Annotated in this window: 15 protein-coding genes; 14 read left to right on the forward strand and 1 reads right to left on the reverse strand. The window is 36.3% G+C overall.

Annotated features, from left to right (window positions below):
- Positions 1-153 precede the first annotated feature (153 nt).
- The 13 genes from BC008_RS10090 (at position 154) to BC008_RS10145 (ending at position 10,558) form a co-directional block, all read left to right on the forward strand.
- Positions 154-735 (forward strand): DUF4255 domain-containing protein, encoded by a 582-nt coding sequence (locus tag BC008_RS10090; protein WP_027843387.1) that lies wholly within the window; start codon positions 154-156, stop codon positions 733-735.
- A gap of 124 nt (positions 736-859) precedes the next feature.
- Positions 860-1,534 carry a carboxypeptidase regulatory-like domain-containing protein gene (locus BC008_RS10095; protein ID WP_058183490.1) on the forward strand — a complete coding sequence of 225 codons (675 nt, stop codon included), beginning with the start codon at positions 860-862 and terminating at the stop codon, positions 1,532-1,534.
- 7 nt (positions 1,535-1,541) lie between these two features.
- On the forward strand, positions 1,542-3,044 hold the full coding sequence (locus tag BC008_RS10100; RefSeq protein ID WP_027843385.1) for a phage tail sheath family protein: 1,503 nt from the start codon (positions 1,542-1,544) through the stop codon (positions 3,042-3,044).
- Between the two features lie 123 nt (positions 3,045-3,167).
- Entirely contained in the window at positions 3,168-4,349 is a 1,182-nt protein-coding gene (locus tag BC008_RS10105) for a phage tail sheath family protein (protein WP_027843384.1), read from the forward strand.
- 125 nt (positions 4,350-4,474) lie between these two features.
- Complete coding sequence (locus tag BC008_RS10110; protein WP_027843383.1) at positions 4,475-4,918, forward strand: phage tail protein; 444 nt, start codon at positions 4,475-4,477, stop codon at positions 4,916-4,918.
- A gap of 223 nt (positions 4,919-5,141) precedes the next feature.
- The gene (locus tag BC008_RS10115) at positions 5,142-5,504 is read left to right on the forward strand and encodes a hypothetical protein (protein ID WP_027843382.1); all 363 of its coding nucleotides are present in this window, start codon (positions 5,142-5,144) and stop codon (positions 5,502-5,504) included.
- Positions 5,492-5,662 carry a DUF6760 family protein gene (locus tag BC008_RS50425; protein WP_321170073.1) on the forward strand — a complete coding sequence of 57 codons (171 nt, stop codon included), beginning with the start codon at positions 5,492-5,494 and terminating at the stop codon, positions 5,660-5,662. The genes BC008_RS10115 and BC008_RS50425 overlap by 13 nt, the downstream gene beginning before the upstream one ends.
- Positions 5,663-5,703: 41 nt before the next feature.
- Positions 5,704-6,255 carry a phage tail protein gene (locus BC008_RS10120; protein ID WP_063800756.1) on the forward strand — a complete coding sequence of 184 codons (552 nt, stop codon included), beginning with the start codon at positions 5,704-5,706 and terminating at the stop codon, positions 6,253-6,255.
- Between the two features lie 86 nt (positions 6,256-6,341).
- A complete protein-coding gene (locus BC008_RS10125) occupies positions 6,342-7,718 on the forward strand; it encodes a hypothetical protein (RefSeq protein WP_058183491.1) in 1,377 nt (458 codons plus the stop codon).
- Positions 7,709-8,401 (forward strand): CIS tube protein, encoded by a 693-nt coding sequence (locus BC008_RS10130; protein ID WP_027843380.1) that lies wholly within the window; start codon positions 7,709-7,711, stop codon positions 8,399-8,401. The genes BC008_RS10125 and BC008_RS10130 overlap by 10 nt, the downstream gene beginning before the upstream one ends.
- 13 nt (positions 8,402-8,414) lie before the next feature.
- Positions 8,415-9,473: a phage late control D family protein gene (locus tag BC008_RS10135; RefSeq protein ID WP_027843379.1), complete on the forward strand. Its 1,059-nt coding sequence runs from the start codon at positions 8,415-8,417 to the stop codon at positions 9,471-9,473.
- Entirely contained in the window at positions 9,470-10,114 is a 645-nt protein-coding gene (locus BC008_RS10140; protein ID WP_036265491.1) for a phage baseplate assembly protein V, read from the forward strand. Before BC008_RS10135 ends, BC008_RS10140 begins: the two co-directional genes overlap by 4 nt.
- A 57-nt stretch (positions 10,115-10,171) precedes the next feature.
- Positions 10,172-10,558 carry a GPW/gp25 family protein gene (locus BC008_RS10145; RefSeq protein ID WP_027843378.1) on the forward strand — a complete coding sequence of 129 codons (387 nt, stop codon included), beginning with the start codon at positions 10,172-10,174 and terminating at the stop codon, positions 10,556-10,558.
- 309 nt (positions 10,559-10,867) lie between these two features.
- On the opposite strand, the gene BC008_RS10150 is transcribed toward BC008_RS10145, so the two are convergent.
- Positions 10,868-15,844 carry a phytase gene (locus tag BC008_RS10150; protein ID WP_058183492.1) on the reverse strand — a complete coding sequence of 1,659 codons (4,977 nt, stop codon included), beginning with the start codon at positions 15,842-15,844 and terminating at the stop codon, positions 10,868-10,870.
- 265 nt (positions 15,845-16,109) lie between these two features.
- Between BC008_RS10150 and BC008_RS10155 the strand changes: the two genes are divergently transcribed.
- Entirely contained in the window at positions 16,110-17,012 is a 903-nt protein-coding gene (locus BC008_RS10155) for an alpha/beta hydrolase (protein ID WP_058183493.1), read from the forward strand.
- Positions 17,013-17,084 lie beyond the last annotated feature (72 nt).

Below are 17,084 nucleotides of genomic sequence, written 5' to 3' on the forward strand. Positions count from 1 at the left end.
AAACTGTAGTTTTCTTCTTTTTGCTAACTAACTATGGTATTAATAAAAACAAATCAAACCAAAGAATTAAAATTAAGCCAAATAATTCATATTTCTAAAAAAACTAGAAAAAATCTACAAGTAGTAGGGATTTATTTTTTATATATATTTGCAATGCTTCATGATTTAGATCAAACCTTAGATGCACTTTTGAAGTTGGAATTACCTCATTTATTTATTCCTAATGATGTGACACCAATTACTATTAGTTTCGAGACACCAGATCAAGAATTTATTAATAAAGTAACCCTTCCTGCTGTTGATTTTTTTCTTTATGATGTGCGAGAAAATTTGGAATTACGAACGGGGTGGTCTGCTATTGAGCGTCAAAGCAATGGGAAAGCCTATAAAACCCGTCCCCCTGCAAGAGTTGATTGTTCCTATTTAATTACAGTTTGGTCTAGTGAAAGCGATCGCAGTGCAATTCTAAATGAACATCGTCTTTTAGGCGAAATTATGAAAGTTTTACTACGATATCGTCAAATTCCTGATGCTGCATTACAAGGAAGTTTGAAGGGGAGCGATCCGCCCATACGCGCCTTTAGTTTGCACCAAAGTAATTTGCAAAGTCTAGGGGAATTTTGGCAAGCTATGGGAGGAAAACCCAAAGCAGCCCTAAATTACACCATAATTTTACCTGTACCGATTTATGAACCAGAAGAAGTAGGAACTTGGCTGACGGTTAATCAACAGTAGTAAATTTGCTAAGTAAATTTGCTAACAAGTTAATTCCCATTCAAGTTTCTTTACTAAACAAATTAATTTGCGAACAAATATAAACAATCGTTTACTTCTCTTGATACTTGAAGGAGGGACTTGCATGTCACAATGGTTAACGATAACGCCACCGCTTCACCAAATTGCCATAGTCGGACAAGTCAACGATAGTGAAACGGACAATGCTTTGAGGGATGTTTCCGTGGAAATAACCGAAAAGCCCCCGAAATTTCAGCGTTACTGTCAACTTCAGTCCCTACAATATGGTTCCCAATGGGACAAAATGAAGCAAAGGTGCGATCTTACTTATACATCAATAGACGGATATTTTTATTTTGCAGATATACCAGATGGCAACTATACATTAACTTTTTCTATTCCCCATAAAGGAACTCGGTATGGAACCACAAGTGTGCAAACTCAAGTTGTTCGTGATGCAAAGGGAAACATTAACCGAACTCAAAATCCTGATAATTCAGCCATTTTAAATATTTCCTTAATTCCAACTACCCTTAAAGGTCATATTCTAGATGTTAAAGGAAAAGCCATTGCAAACGCCAAAATAAAAATTGAGGGAACCCAAGAAACCACAATAAGTAATTCTGAAGGGAAATATCGTTTTACTCAACTCGAAGTTTCCTCAACTGAATCGAATCAACGTCAACTTACCCTATCTGTATCGGGTTATGGTTATTCGTCAATCACTCAAATAGCAACAATTCAGCAAGGAACAATTACCACCAAAGATTTCACATTATCAATGACAAACAAGGAGTAACATCAAAATGGTAGCCTATCTTTCCCCTGGAGTATATGTCGAAGAAGTTAAATCTGGAGTTTCTCCCATTGCTGGAGTAGGAACAAGTACCGCCGGATTTATAGGAGTTATTAGTTCAGGTACGGGAACAACAAGCACTCAAACCACCACTATTGGAAGTTCCACTGCTCCAGTCTCATTAAACGATACAAGTGGAAATATTCTGACAGGGACGGGAACTAAAAAAAGTTTTACTTTTGTGATTAATGAAGGGGAAACATTTGTTGCCGATGAGGGAAGTTATAATTTTTATTACACAATAGAAGGTGAAGATACAGAAGCAGTAGTTACTGAAGCTCCCAAAGTAGGAACAACTGCATCGACAGTGGACGTAAAATTAGAAACGGGAGAAGGAAGTGCAATTCCCAATAATGCACCAATTAAAGTAACCTATCAAGTCCAGACTTCTGTTATAAATTCTGACAACACATATACTATTCCAGGAGAACAAGGAGAAACTGACTTTACTTCGCAAGCTGCTGGAGAAGTAGTGTTATGTACGAATTTCACCGAATTTAAAAACGCTTTTGGGGATTTTTCTCAGCTTACAGGTCAAAGTATTCTAGCCCATGCAGTTTATGGGTTTTTCCGTAATGGAGGAACTCGCTGTTACGTGGTTTGGGTAGCTACAAAAGGAAATATTGAAAGTGCGCTTGAATCTTTTGAAGCAATCGACGAAATTTCCCTTGTAGCAGCTCCTGGTGTGACAGAATCTGATTATTTATCCATGATAATCAATCATTGCGGTCAAACAACTCAAGATCGTTTTGCCATTTTAGATAGTACAGAAGAAGCGGACATTACGACCTTAAAACCTGGAGAGAACGGTTTACCCGGAACTTCTAATTATTCAGCCTATTATTTCCCTTGGATTCAAGTCTACGATCCAGCTACAAGTGCTCGGAAATATATTCCTCCCAGTGGTCATATTGCTGGGGTTTATGCTCGTGTCGATACCAACAGAGGAGTTTACAAAGCTCCTGCAAATGAAACTGTATTAGGGGCATTAGGACTAAAATATAACATCAGCAAACGCAAACAGGATGGACTCAATCCTCAAGGGGTAAACTGTATTCGCAGTCTCAATGGTAATATTCTCGTTTGGGGTGCACGAACTTGGGGTGGTGACAGTAATGGAGAGTTTAAGTATATCAATATACGTCGCCTATTTAACTTCATTCGGGAATCAATTGACGAAGGAACACAATGGACAGTATTTGAACCCAACACTCCCGAACTTTGGGCAAGAATCCGTCGCAATGTCACAGCTTTTCTGACTACAGTTTGGCAAAGTGGAGCATTATTTGGAGCAACACCAGAACAAGCTTTTTATGTCAAATGTGATGAAGAAAATAATCCACCTAATGTCAGAGAGTTGGGTCAAGTAGTGATTGAAATTGGTATTGCAGTTGTTAAACCTGCTGAATTTGTGATTTTCCGGATTAGTCAATGGAATCAATCTGATAGTTAATAATTAATACCACACTAGCTGATAACTGTTCATTGTTCGCCGATCGCTGATAACTGTATGGCTAACGCCACGCTGAGACCGCGCTGCGCGAACGCTAACACTGATAACTGATAACTGTCAAAGATGCAAACTCTGATTACTCCTGGTGTTTATCGAGAGGATATTTTTCCTCAAGAAAGACCCGAACTGCTAACTGGAATTCCAGTCTTTTTGGGTTTTACAGTGAATCAAACCACTAAAGAGGAGGAACTGGAAAAATTTAAAATTAATCAACCTCAAGAGTTAACCCTATTTACTCAATTTTCCCAGCTATTTGGTTCCTCTAAGGTTGATAGCTATCTGTATAATGCAGTTCTAGGTTTTTTTGAAAATGGTGGGCAAATTTGTTATGTACTCCCTCTTAACCCTAATTTAGGACTTGAGTCAGCCTTAGCTCAGGGATTGGAGGTTATTGAATCTCTAGAAACAATTGACTTAGTCTGTTTCCCTGATTTAATGAGAGGAAAACCAGATTTAGAACAAGTGATTAAAATGCAAAAAGCTATTTTAAATCACTGTCAAAATATGGGCGATCGCTTTGCCATTCTGGATTCTTTAAATGCTTCTACCCTAGAGGAAATACAACAGCAACAGCAACAATTGAACAGTGATTACGGGGCGTTATATTGTCCTTGGATTAAAGTTGTTAATGCAACATTGGTTCAGACTACTTCAGACTTTGGTTATATCCCACCCTGTGGTCATGTTGCTGGATTATATGCTCATCAAGATCGAACTAGCGGTGTTCATCAAGCTCCTGCTAACAAAGTATTAGAAGGAGTGCTAAATATTGGGATGAATATTAGTCAGTCTGAGCAAGCAACTCTCAATCCCAAAAAAAGTAGTTTGCCCTATGTTAACTGCATTCGAGCTTTTCCGGGGCGAGGGATTCGCATTTGGGGAGCATATACCTTAAGTTATCAGCCTAAATTGCGTTATATCACAGTTAAACGCTTAATTATTACTATCGGTCGTTGGGTAGAAAGAAACTTAACTGATGTTTCTTTTGAACCCAATAATATCAAACTTTGGATTCGGATTGAACGGGAAGTCAGTGCTTATTTGCAATCTTTATTTTTTCAAGGTGCACTAAAAGGAAGTACTCCTGAAGAAGCTTTTTATGTCAAATGTGATGATGAAACTAACCCTACATCTGTTCAAGATGAGGGAAAAGTTGTCACAGAAATTGGAGTTGCACCGACGGTTCCGAGTGAGTTTATTGTTGTTCGCCTCATTCATGGAGCAACTGGAGTAACTACAGTTTAATAATTTTTGGCTGAAATATTCGCTTAAACCCAAATAAATTCAATTTAAATAAATTCAATCCAAATAACTAATTAATTGTTCATTAATCAACTTCAAGCAAATCAACTTTAAGGAGAGTTAAAATCATGGCTGTACCCCATAGCCCAGATCCATATTTAGGTTATAATTTTTTCGTCGAATGGGATGGAATTATTTACGCAGGTTTTCAAGAATGTTCCGGCTTAGACACCACCCAAGATGCAAAGGAATATCGAGAAGGAACGGACCCTCCAACAGTTCGTAAAATACCTGGATTAGTGAGCTATTCCAACATATCTTTAAAACGGGGAATTACCAATAATGATGAACTGTGGAGATGGCGGAAAAAAATTATGGATGGAATAGTAGAACGGCGTAATGTTTCTATTGTTTTATTAGATCAACAAGGAAGTGAAAAAATTCGTTGGAACTTAACACATTGTTGGCCTACAACTTGGTCAGCACCAGAGATGAGCGCTATGACAGATGATATTGCCATCGAAAGTCTTGAGTTTGTTCATGAAGGTGTTACCGTCGATAAATGGTCTTAAAATTTAATAGTTGAATATCAAATAATATTGTATAGTATTCTCATTTGGGTAATCAACTAAATTGTTGAATTATAGTTGTTAAATTATAAATAACAATAATCAATTAATCAGTAGTAAATAGCATTTTTTAGTTTGACATTATCTGCTAAATTCTACTTCAATATCTCAAATGAAAATGCTATACATCGTTCGTATTTAGTCTGTTTTAAAGGAGATTAAAAATATGCCGCAAACTGAATTTCCTTTCACGCTACCTCAAGGTTATATTGACCTGGAGGGAAATGTTCATCAGGAAGGGGTTATGCGGTTAGCTACTGCTTATGATGAAATTGCACCTTTACGAGATCCTAGGGTTCAAGCAAATCCGGGTTATTTAGTGATTATTCTGTTATCACGGGTTATTGTTCGGCTAGGGACATTACCACAATTAAATCCAAAGATGATTGAAGGTTTTTTCTCTGCGGATCTTGTTTATTTACAAGATTTATACCAAAGAATTAATCAAAATGCACATACTCGTTTCTCAGTAACTTGTCCCCATTGTCAAGGTGATTTTGAGGTAGAAACATCACCATTGGGGGAGTAGTTTGCTACCCCACAGACCGTTTGTTTGAGGAGGTAGCTTATATTGCTTATTATTTTCATTGGGATGCAGAACAAATTTTGAATTTTCCCCATTGCGATCGCCAACAATGGGTAACAGAAATTGCTCGCATTAACCAGAGACTAAATAATCCAAATTAAAATTAGTTAATTATAAATTTGATTTGTATTTTTAAGGAAAAATGCCTTTACCACTCAATGCATTAATGACCGCAGGAGGTGGACTTTCCGGAGTTCGCTTCGACCCTTTCATGAGTTACAATTTCCTGATTGAAATTGATATGCTCATTACTGGAGGATTTACTCAAGTTCAAGGGTTAGATAGTCAAATTGAATTAGAAGAATATCAAGAAGGTGGAACTTATGGTTATACCCATAAATTTCCCAAAAGAGTTAACTCTTCTAACTTAATTTTAACTAAAGGATTAACAGTTTTTCCCACCCTGTGGAATTGGTATGAAGATGCGATGAAAGGTAAAATCAAGCGAAAAAATGGCACAATTATGTTGCTAGATCATCAGCGTCTTCCAATTATGTGGTGGAATTTTACTAATGCTTTTCCGGTTAAGTGGTCAGGACCTCAATTTGATTCGAGTAGTGATGAAGTCGCAGTCGAAAGTATTGAGTTAGTTCACCAAGGAATTAGCCGACCTCTATTTAGTAAAGTATTGCCATTATACAAACTTCCAGTCGTTAGTAAAGCTGTTGCTCAGGAGGGTGATTCTCTTTTTTAGTCTGTAGAAGAGAGCAAACCTGATTTAATAGGTTAAAAAATCACAAATAATAAATTTTTCCGATATCTTTTGGGTGCAAAACTAAGATGGAGAGAAGTGAAAAAACAATATGGCAAAATGCCATTAATCCACAGTTGAAACAACGCCTGATTCATCCCCTAAGTCAACCAGGGGTAATTAATTTTGATATGGCTACTAAAGTTTTAATGCGATCACAACAGTTTAATAATCGCAATCCTTTATTAAAAAATCCTCGCTGGTCAGTCAAAAAAAAATTACAGACAAACAAAACTCCAATTGTTTATGCTCAACCTTCTCTAAATAATCAAGAAGAAAATAGCTTAGCAATTTCACCAAATACTTCAAGTTCTGCAAATACTTCAGGTCAATCTTCTTCAGGTAAATCTTCATCTTCTGCGATTACAACAGTAAAAGCAGAAAAAATTAATTCAGTCCCTCCCATTAAAAGTTCTATCTCTCAACCCATAATTCAACGAAAAATAGATACTTCTTCCCAATCTAATATAACTTCATTATCTAATACAGAATCTTATGCAGAAGAAAGATATAGTAGTGAATTACCTCTGGTGGAATCAGAATTAAAAAATCCTAAGTCTGTAGTTTCTGAGAGACCTGTAGTTTCTCTACCTTTCAATCAAGATAATCCTTTAAGCCAAGAAAATATTAGTAAGATTAATTCTAATCCAATAGATGAATCACAGACTACAAAATCTTCTGAACTAACTGTAGTCAAACAAGGATTAAAGAATCCTGAATCTATAATTATCGACCCTTCTAATAAAGATAGTATTAATCTTGTAAATGTTAATCATATTGATGATAATCAGAGGAATAAATCACAAACAGCTAAACCTTATAATGAGTTACCTTTGGTAACAGGTGAAATATCAAATTATGAACAGCTACAAAAAAGTATATATAAACCTAGTTTACCAATTATTTATCCTCATAAAATAAATAATATTTCCCTAACTCAAGAAAACAATAGAAATAAACAATTACAATCTAATAATGTTTCATCAAAGAGTCAGCAAAATAATAATATACCTTTAGTTAAGCCACAAAATAACGTCAATATTTACTCTTCATCTTCTCCAAAAGAGTCATTAGTTGTCTTAGAAACACCAAAGCAACAACCCCAACAAAATTTTACTCCTTTGGTATTTCCTCAAACTAATTCTGAGAGAAAATCTGAACCAATCGTTGACCCTAATATTTATCAACAGATTCAACAACATAACAACAATCAAAATAGTCCTAATTCTTCTCAAACCTCTGCAACAATTGTTAATCAATGGTTAGTGAATAATCAATCTTCTCAAAAACCGGAAAACAATCAACCTAAAATTGATATTAATACAATTACTAATCAAGTAGAACGCAAATTAAAACGCAAACTTATGGTGGAAAGTGAACGAAGAGGCTACAAAAAATGGCGTTAGAAAAATTAAGTATTAAAATTGAAACATCTACAGGTTTATATAAAGATGAGGTAAAAGTCTTATTTAATCCCAATCAACTTTCTTATTCTAGAAGTGGGGGAAAACTTAACACACATGGACAGTTAATAGGTAGTGATGACCCTACTACACTAAGTGTTGATTTATTTTTTGATACGACGATTAAAGATACTAACAGAGGATTACAGCCAACTACATTAGAGATGCTTAATCCCTTTGGATATTATACCCCCAAAAATGTTGAAGAATTTACCGCCCCTATTTATAATCTTACTCAAAAAAAGGGAGTATTTGATCCTGCAAGACCTCCTTTATGTCAACTTTATTGGGGAAAACAAGGATGGTTTAGTAAAAAATTAATCTTTCAAGGATTTCTCCAACAAGTTACTAAAACAGTGACTCAATTTCTCGAAGATGGTACACCTGTTAGAGCAACTTTAAGTTGTACTTTTATAGAATGGGAACAACCTGAAACGACAAAAAAAGAAATTAATCCTATTGACGATCCAATTCGAATTGTCAAACAAGGTGAAACCTTGAGCAGTATTGCAGCAGAAGAATATAATGACCCCTCATTATGGCGCATTATTGCAGAAACCAACAACTTAAATAATCCTCGAAAAATAAAAGCGGGTCAATCCTTAACTATTCCCCCTTTAAATTAATCACTATTGAGTAATGACTAAATCCCTGGTTCCAGTTGCAAGGATTATTATTAATGATAATCCTTTACCCATTGATGTAGAGAGTAAAACAGGTTCTATAAGTATAAAAGTCTCAGAAGACTTAGAAGCACCTGCAATGTTTACTCTGGAAATCATTGGTTGGGATTTGATTCAAAGTCAAGCCAACTGGATTGACAATGATAAATACTTTGGATTAGGAAATAAAATTGAAATTAAATTAGGTTATAACAATCAACAAGAATCTTTGATTGTTGGAGAAATTACTGGATTAGAACCAGAATTTACATCAGATGAAGCTATTTTAACAGTAAGAGGTCATAACCATAGTCACCGTCTATTAAGAGGAAATAAAACTCAAACTTTTATTAACATCACAGATAGCCAAATTGCAAAAAAAATTGCTGAGCAACAAAAATTGAAATTCCAAACTGAAGACACGAAAGAAAAGCTTGATCATGTGATCCAGTCGAATCAATCAGATTTAGATTTTTTGCAAAGTCGTGCTGAAAGAATTGGTTATGAAGTTTTTGTTGAAAATGAAACTTTATATTTTAGGTCTATCCAAGAAGATAGCCAAACAATTTTAACTCTAGATCTAAACGAAGATTTAATTCAATTTTCTCCTCGTTTAAGTACTATGGAACAAGTAGGAGAAATTGAAGTCCGTAGTTGGAATCCTTTAGAAAAAAAACTATTAGTTGCAAAAGCCGGAGTCGGAGATGAGAAAACCACCATGGGAGGAAAAACCAGCGGTGCAAAGGCTGTAAAAATTTTTGGCAAAACCAGTTATATTTATCTCAATTCTTCCATTAAAACTGAACAAGAAGCTAAAAAAGTAGCTGAAGCCTTGTTTAATGAAATGACGAGAAGTTACATCACAGGGGAAGGAACTTGTATCGGAAATCCCAAACTAAGAGTTGGTAAGGTAATAGAAGTCACTGGTGTTGGTGAACGCTTTAGTGGTTTCTATTATGTCACGGAAACAACCCATAGCTACTCTGAGTCAGAGGGTTATCAAACAGAATTTTCATTTGAAAGAAATGCTACATGATACCACAATATTTAATAGATAAAAATAATGAAGACGAACGCTACTATGGTGTGACAATTGGAATTGTCACTAACAATAAAGATGAAGATGGATTAGGAAGAATTAAAGTAAAATTTCCTTTATTGTCAGAGACTGATGAAAGCTATTGGGCGAGAGTTTTAAGCCCAATGGCTGGAAAAGAAAGAGGTTTATATTTTTTACCGGAAATTGAAGATGAAGTATTAGTTGCTTTTGAAAATGGGATGATTGATTGTCCTTATATTTTAGGAGGATTATGGAACGGAGTAGATAAACCACCTGAATCTAATAAAGAAGGGGTGAATCGTCGTTTAATCAAATCTCGTAGTGGTCATACCATTGTTTTAGATGATACAAAAGACAAAGAAAAAATTATTATTCAAGATAAGACCCAAAAAAATAAAATTGAAATCGATTCAGTCGGAAATAAATTAACTATCAGTTTCCCAGAAAAAAAAAGCAATGAAATTGTTATTGATTCAGAATCTGGGGAGATTACAGTCATAGGAAAAGATTCCGCTGTTAAGATTGAATGTAAAACAATGGAAATTAACGCAAAAGATGCATTGAAACTAAAATCTAAGAAAGTAACAATTAATGATACATCTTTAGAAATCTCTTAATAATTGCTTTAGATGTTTGAATATTTGATGTTTGAATAATTAAGGTCAAATATAAGAATGGATGATAATTTTTTAGGAGTAGGACTAGCTTTTCCTATTGAGCTTGATGAAAACAATCAACTAAAAATATCTCGTTATGAGATGGCTGTTCAACAGTCGATTTGGACAATTTTAGGAACAGCTAAAGGAGAACGAATTATGCGTCCTGATTTTGGCTGTGGAATTCATGATTTTGTTTTTTCAGCTAATAGTGCGAGTACCGTCGGACAAATCGTCAGTGAAGTCAGACAATCCTTAATCGAATGGGAACCTCGGATTGATATTTTAGATGTTGATGTTACTCCTGATGAAGATGAAGATAGTAAGTTACTAATTATTATTAATTATCGAGTGAGAACGACCAATAATCGCTTTAATTTAGTTTATCCTTTCTATTTGATTTAATAGTTGCCGTTCATCAAATTCCAGAATTTGATTGGTAATGGAAAGCAAGCTGCTAATCGGGAGCATCTCAGTTTTTTGCAAAGGTAGTAAGAATCAGGCAAGATAAGTCATAGATGAGTGTCCAGGGCTGTTTCATTCTTCAAAGAGAAAACCAAAATCAGCAATAAATGCTTATTCTTATGGCTCCGATACTTCGAAAACTATTTTGGTTTGCGATATTTCTCCACTATTTAGGGAAAACAAAGGTCCTTAATTTTTTTCTTTTTAGAATAAAACAGCCCTGGGGGTTAGAAGCGAGTCGACGCAAAACTACCCAAAAACAACACTGGTATTGACATCAAAATCAGTTACACCATTAAGTACGGCTAACGTATCATCCCCAAAAGCAATGGTAGTATTAACACCATCATCGCTCACATCTAGAGTCGACGCACTAATACCCAAACTTGCACTATCCAAAATACTAATAACATCGGTACCAGCTTTAAAATCAAGAACGGTATTTGCAGATTTAGGAATTTCAGCACTCGCAATCCAAAACTGATCTGCACCTTTTCCACCAGAGATGACATTATCACCACCAGACTGAGCAAAGAATAAATCGCTACCTTTACCACCCAAAGCGCGGTCATTTTTACCTAATAAGAAAATATCATCACCTTTACCACCGGACATCTGGTTACCACCCATACTATTGGTAGCATCAAATATGTCACCATCAGCACCACCAAATACTTTATTTTTGCTGCTGACAAAAATCAAATCGTTACCGCTACCGGTATTAACGCGATTCTTGCTTCCACCAGTTAAATCAACTAAATCATTACCAGCACGGGTAAACAGAATATTATTTTCACCTTTGAAGTCTTCCCCAGCGACAAATAGATCATCACCATCAGTACCGGTAATTAATTTTTTGTCTTCTTCAGGTGATACTGGTTTGGGTGACTGAGGATTGCGGGGGTCATAGCTGTTAGGATCGATTTGTAACGGATTATCGAATGCGTTTGCGACTCCCTCCCAAGGAACAAATTTAAAGTTAGTGCTATTGTTTTCTAATTCTTCCTCATCTTGAACAACATTTTGGGGGTCGTTTGCTCCGTCTTGGACTACTAATAAACCATTGGGAAATTCTGGACCTAAAGGTACATTAATAACATCTAAACCATCGGTTTCATTAGCTTGGTCAATATCACCATTATCCCCGATTGCAAAACTACCCAAATATTCGTTATCACCTTCGCGGTTAAATACTGCATAGCTGCTATCACCTTGGGAAGAAGCGATTAAGTAACCGGTACCATCTGCACCATAATATATTGATAAACCTTCCACATCGGGGACTAAGGGAGAAGTACTAGTATCTGTAAATTCAGTTATACCTTTGGGCAGATCGTCAATTAAACCTTGAGCAACTAAATTGTAAGTGGTAGTTGTCCCATGGACGTCATCCCACCAAAAGAATTTTGTCGGATCTGTTTGTGGATCTACTGCTAATGCGTTGAGTGCACGGTTGGTGGTATCGGTAAGTCCAAAATCCCCAGGATTTTCTAATAATTTGGCGGATTCTCCAGCAATGTCTAGTTCATAGATTTCAACACCAAGTTCATCTTCTAAGTTATCTAACTTGGTATCTAGGGACTCATTAAACTCATTAACTGCGGTGTTGACTTCATCACTGACTCCTAAATCAGTTATTAAGGGAGTTGAACCAAAGGGAGGAAGGTTGGAAATAATAAAGTTTTTGGCACCTGCTGCGGCTAAGGTAGTAATATGTGCGGTTAAATCTGCAAGAACTTCGTCGGTTTCTGGAATATTCGCCAAAATTTCTGCTGGAGTACCATTTAGATCTGAGACAATATTATTACTACCAGCAGAGATAAAGAATAGATCGGTTGCAGTTGGTTGATTTTCAGCTAAATAAAAATTAATTTGCTCCCCGACGTTGGGTTCTGGTCCATCATCACCGGAACCTAATTCTGAACCACCAAAAGCATAGTTATTTCCCCCAGCGAGGGAAGGAATGGAAGCAGATAAACCGATTTCTTCTGCAAGTATTTCATTAATTAGGGGTCCGTTGGAAAAGCGTCCGTTAAAGTAAGGTGGAGATGGTGGAGTTGGATTATCTGGAGTGATTTGTTGAGTTGTCAAGAAAATATTACCTACATCTACAGTACTATCACCAAAGGTAATGAAGTCTGTGAATGGAACTTGTTGTAAATCTCCTTTGGATTGAGAACCTGCAACTACGGTAAAATCATTACTGCTTTCCGGTTCTGCTCCAAACTTCAGAATACCCGCACTGTCTTCCATTGCGACGTAGAGAAAACCCAATTCTTTGTCTACAACTAAACCTTCAGCTTGACCATCTTCTGCTGTTCCGTCTTCAGGAATTGGTAATTCTAAAGTGCGGACAACTTTAGCTTCCATTAATGGTTCGTCAGCAGGTCCCAATTTAGAAGTAAGTTCGATTTGAGCAACTTTGTTTCCATCTGCTTGGGTAACAAAGACGTAGGATTTACCGGAAGTGGGACTGGTATAGGTTGCTAAACCGTAAGCTGTTGCTTCACCGTCATCGACACCAAAAATGGAAAATGCTGGATCGTCTAATTCTGGTGTGGGTAATTTATTAAGTTCACCGTTTTCGGAAATAGTGAAAATTGCTAAACTGTCATTTGCTCGGTCGGATGTAATCGCTATATCAATTTTTGGTTCATAACCAGCGATCATTGATGCGAAAGGAAAATTGTAGATAATATCGACGTTGTTAAACCTTGCTTTGTAGGAATCGCTGGGTTGTTCAAGACCAAAGTTACCTGATGGACTTATTTCTCCTGGAATTGTCTGTTGAATTTCCCCTTTCAAATTAAAGGTTGCTAAACCACCATCTTTAAGGGTTCCAATAACAATACTTTCTTCCGGATTATTGGGATTTACCCAAATTGCGGGGTCATCGGAGTCTCCTTTTAAGACACCTTCTGGTGTTTCTTCACTATCAATGGTGTTTGGAGTTTCTACTGTAGGGAGAACTGTAGGGGTGGTGTTTAAATCTAAACCTAGAGCAATAAACTGAGTTTTTTGAGTATCATTAAAGTTATTATCGCTCGCAACAATGAGGGATTGACTACCATCGGGTAAGGTTGGACCTAAAGCTAAACCTTCTAAATTATCCGGAGTAATTCCCAAATCGCTAAAGTCTACCAATAACCGTTTTTCTACTGCTGGATCGATTTCAAAAGATTGATTCTCTGATTCATTAAATAAACTATTTTCACTGCTTACGTCCAATGCTCCTTGGGTTTTTACTTCATAAAGCTTAACTGTGTTACCTTTACCAACGGAAAAAGAGCGTTCTAAAGCCAGAAGAGTACCATTATTATCAAGAGCAAGTAATTCGACCAATCCATTTACTTTAAAACCATCAGGAAGTAGCGGTGCTTCAGCAACTGGATCTAACTCATAAACAAATTCACCTACAGGTTCTTTAGTTTCTGAGTCATATTTAATAATCCTTACCAAAGCTCCCTGTTCTAAATCTGCTCTGGGACCATCCTGGAAAAGTGCATCTTCAACAGCAGTGTACAGAAAACGTTTATCGGGAGAAATCGCTAGACTTTCAAAAGCAGCATTGTTGCGAATTCCACTGCTTTGGTCTGCTGTGGGAAGAAATTTTTCTGGAATTGGTAATTCGCTTAGTTGCTGACCTTGTAACGAAAACTCATTTACAAAAGGATTAATTAGTTGATTCGCATCACCCTCAGAAGAAATAAATAAATTACCATTTTTACTCAAAGCAATTCCTTCTGGATCGAGACTTGCTTCAGGAAAAGGTAACCCATCCTCATCTAAAAGAGTAGTAACACCATCAAAGGTAATATCCCCATCATTTAAAGAACCATCACTTAAATCGATGGATAAATTGTAGAAACGAGCGGGGTTTCTTTGACTGCGATCGTCAGATAATCCGTAGTAAACACCCTTATCAGTATCGTAAGCTAAACCAGAAATTCCACCGAATTCCGTTCCATCAACCTCTAATCCAGTGGGGAAAGTAACCTCTCCGAGGAATTTGACACCCTTAACATTTTTACGATTTTGATTATTAGTTTGCATATCATTACTTTTGCGAACATCAGCATAAACTAGACGATGGTCGGAACTAGGGAAAGGAAAATCTCCAACCAAATCGAATTGGGGGTCATTGCTTTTTGGCCAAAAAACCCCAGAATCGTTAATATTTAAATTATCCGAAGGTAACACATAATCAACTCGCAAGTTACCCGAACCATCATCATTAAAGTCCGCAGTATCAAAAGCTGGATTTCCGGTATGTATAGCGTTGACTCCACCTTGACGCTCTGTTGCTTCTGTTCCACCCTTACTTTTAGGAATAACCGTATTATTAATTAGAGGATTGTCTAATAGCTGTAAAATGGCATTATCTCTACTATCACCGTCATTAGGGTCAGCGTTTTGATCGCCCATAATGACAAATTTTCTGCTAGATTTTAATCCACCATTATTACCATCATCGTCATAAATATAATCACTTTTACCAGGGGTTATATAATCAGACCAAAAACGGATTTCGTCATGATTGCGTTTTCCATTTCTATCTTCTTCACCATCAAATACTGGAGGTGTGGGGTGGGAAGCTAAAACGTGAATAATTTCACCATCAACATTAATGGGGACATCCCAATGACTTTTAGAAGATAAACGCAATACTTCTATTTCTTCAGGTGAATAATATCCATTAAGATTTTCATTGACTTCTGTGTCGGGATTGTCAATACTGGGGTCACTATTCAAAAAGCTATTGGGCATATCTTTCCAAAGAAAATTTTGGAAAGTACGAATTTCATCTGAAACGATGGGATATTTTGATAATAATACCATCCCAAATTGTCCCGGAAAATTCCCAAAACCAAAAGCATCGTTTCCACCACCTACGGTACCATCATTATTTAAATCGAACCCTGTGGGAATTCCCGTATTGGAAGGTGCGAAATAAATATAGGGGTAGTCTACAGGGTCAACACCATTTTGACTAACCTGTAAATAATTCTTTTTAAAGTTCGCTATTGCATCTCCATTTTCGTCATAATCAAATTCATTCAATAACAACACATCGGGACTTGTGCGTTGAATGATCTCTGCAACAGCTTTTGCTTGTTTGTTATCGGGAGTAGATAAGTCGGTAATTAATTCATCTGCACTGTTACGATTCAAAGAAGCATTGAACGTAGCAAAACGCACCTTATCTTGGCTTTGATCAGTAGCCATTGTTAATATTTATCCTCTAAATAGTTATGATTTGTGAGATGAATATTTTTACGCCGAATGGTTCTTAATAAGTTTCGTACTATTAAAGATATTCACTTAAAATCTTTCATTTAGAGGTTAAGGAAAAAATATACTGAGGTTAAAAGTTTTTAAACAAATAATTGTAATGTTTCTTATTGGTGAAGAAAACTTTCTGAAAACTAATATCGTCACACAGAAGTAAAAAATATTATTTGTTGTGTCTTTTTATTTGTAGTTTTGACTGATGATATTACGACTTAAGAATTGTTTGATTTCTTGGACATTAAGTTTACTGATAGTTTGTATTGGTGGTTTTAGTGCTAATGCTTTGGGTGTTAATTTGACAAATGCAGATATTGAGCTAACCCAACAAGCTAAAGATACTTTAATTGGTATTAACAGTGCTGATATAGAATTTGTGCAAGATGTTAATCTTGATCGCTTAAATAAATATAAGTTTATTAGCGATCGCCTTTATCCTTCGCTTACCAAATCTACGATAAAAATATCGCCATCCTTACCAAAACCAAGTGGTAATTACTCTGTAGGAACAACATCTTACCATTTCACAGATACACAGCGAGAAGAAATATATACCGAAGACAGCAACGACAAGCGAGAGTTAATGGTAAGGGTTTGGTATCCGAGCAAAAAAGTCTCAGCAGGAAAGCGCGCTTCTTATGTAAATGAATCTTCCACTGGAGAGAATCCCTTTGGAATAATTGCAACGAATAGTATTATTAATGCTCCCGTAGCTCAAACCGAATCGGGTTATCCAGTATTGCTATTTTCCCATGGTTTCGCCAGTCTACCTGAATTCAATACAATTAATGCCGAAGAATTAGCCAGTCAGGGTTATGTAGTGGTTAGTATGAATCATACCTATGACTCTAGTCTAAGTATTTTCCCTGATGGACGAGTCATAACTACATCTCAATTATTTAATGTAGTCATAGAAAACCAACTTAAAAATTTAGATAATTCCCAAGCATTCATGGGTTCTAAAGCAGAGGAAATGCTCAAGCAAAGCGTTGGAGTCAGAGCAAAAGATGCACAGTTTGTTTTAGATAAATTAGAAGAGATTAATGCTAAAGACTCGAATGGCACTAAGAAAAGCTGGAACCCTTGTGGTTCAAGCGGTTTGTAATTGCTTATTTAATTCATGCCGGGGTTTAGTCATTAAGGGGTAAGCTTTTGGACGGCGTTTGCGGACTCGTGG

This window comes from Mastigocoleus testarum BC008 (assembly GCF_001456025.1).
In the GTDB taxonomy this organism is placed as follows: domain Bacteria; phylum Cyanobacteriota; class Cyanobacteriia; order Cyanobacteriales; family Nostocaceae; genus Mastigocoleus; species Mastigocoleus testarum.

Excerpts from the sequence above, each read along its gene's own strand:
- BC008_RS10090 (WP_027843387.1), top strand. The coding sequence starts at position 154 with ATGCTTCATGATTTAGATCAAACCTTAGATGCACTTTTGAAGTTGGAA.
- BC008_RS10095 (WP_058183490.1), top strand. The coding sequence starts at position 860 with ATGTCACAATGGTTAACGATAACGCCACCGCTTCACCAAATTGCCATA.
- BC008_RS10100 (WP_027843385.1), top strand. The coding sequence starts at position 1,542 with ATGGTAGCCTATCTTTCCCCTGGAGTATATGTCGAAGAAGTTAAATCT.
- BC008_RS10105 (WP_027843384.1), top strand. The coding sequence starts at position 3,168 with ATGCAAACTCTGATTACTCCTGGTGTTTATCGAGAGGATATTTTTCCT.
- BC008_RS10110 (WP_027843383.1), top strand. The coding sequence starts at position 4,475 with ATGGCTGTACCCCATAGCCCAGATCCATATTTAGGTTATAATTTTTTC.
- BC008_RS10115 (WP_027843382.1), top strand. The coding sequence starts at position 5,142 with ATGCCGCAAACTGAATTTCCTTTCACGCTACCTCAAGGTTATATTGAC.
- BC008_RS10120 (WP_063800756.1), top strand. The coding sequence starts at position 5,704 with ATGCCTTTACCACTCAATGCATTAATGACCGCAGGAGGTGGACTTTCC.
- BC008_RS10125 (WP_058183491.1), top strand. The coding sequence starts at position 6,342 with ATGGAGAGAAGTGAAAAAACAATATGGCAAAATGCCATTAATCCACAG.
- BC008_RS10130 (WP_027843380.1), top strand. The coding sequence starts at position 7,709 with ATGGCGTTAGAAAAATTAAGTATTAAAATTGAAACATCTACAGGTTTA.
- BC008_RS10135 (WP_027843379.1), top strand. The coding sequence starts at position 8,415 with ATGACTAAATCCCTGGTTCCAGTTGCAAGGATTATTATTAATGATAAT.
- BC008_RS10140 (WP_036265491.1), top strand. The coding sequence starts at position 9,470 with ATGATACCACAATATTTAATAGATAAAAATAATGAAGACGAACGCTAC.
- BC008_RS10145 (WP_027843378.1), top strand. The coding sequence starts at position 10,172 with ATGGATGATAATTTTTTAGGAGTAGGACTAGCTTTTCCTATTGAGCTT.
- BC008_RS10150 (WP_058183492.1), bottom strand. The coding sequence starts at position 15,844 with ATGGCTACTGATCAAAGCCAAGATAAGGTGCGTTTTGCTACGTTCAAT.
- BC008_RS10155 (WP_058183493.1), top strand. The coding sequence starts at position 16,110 with ATGATATTACGACTTAAGAATTGTTTGATTTCTTGGACATTAAGTTTA.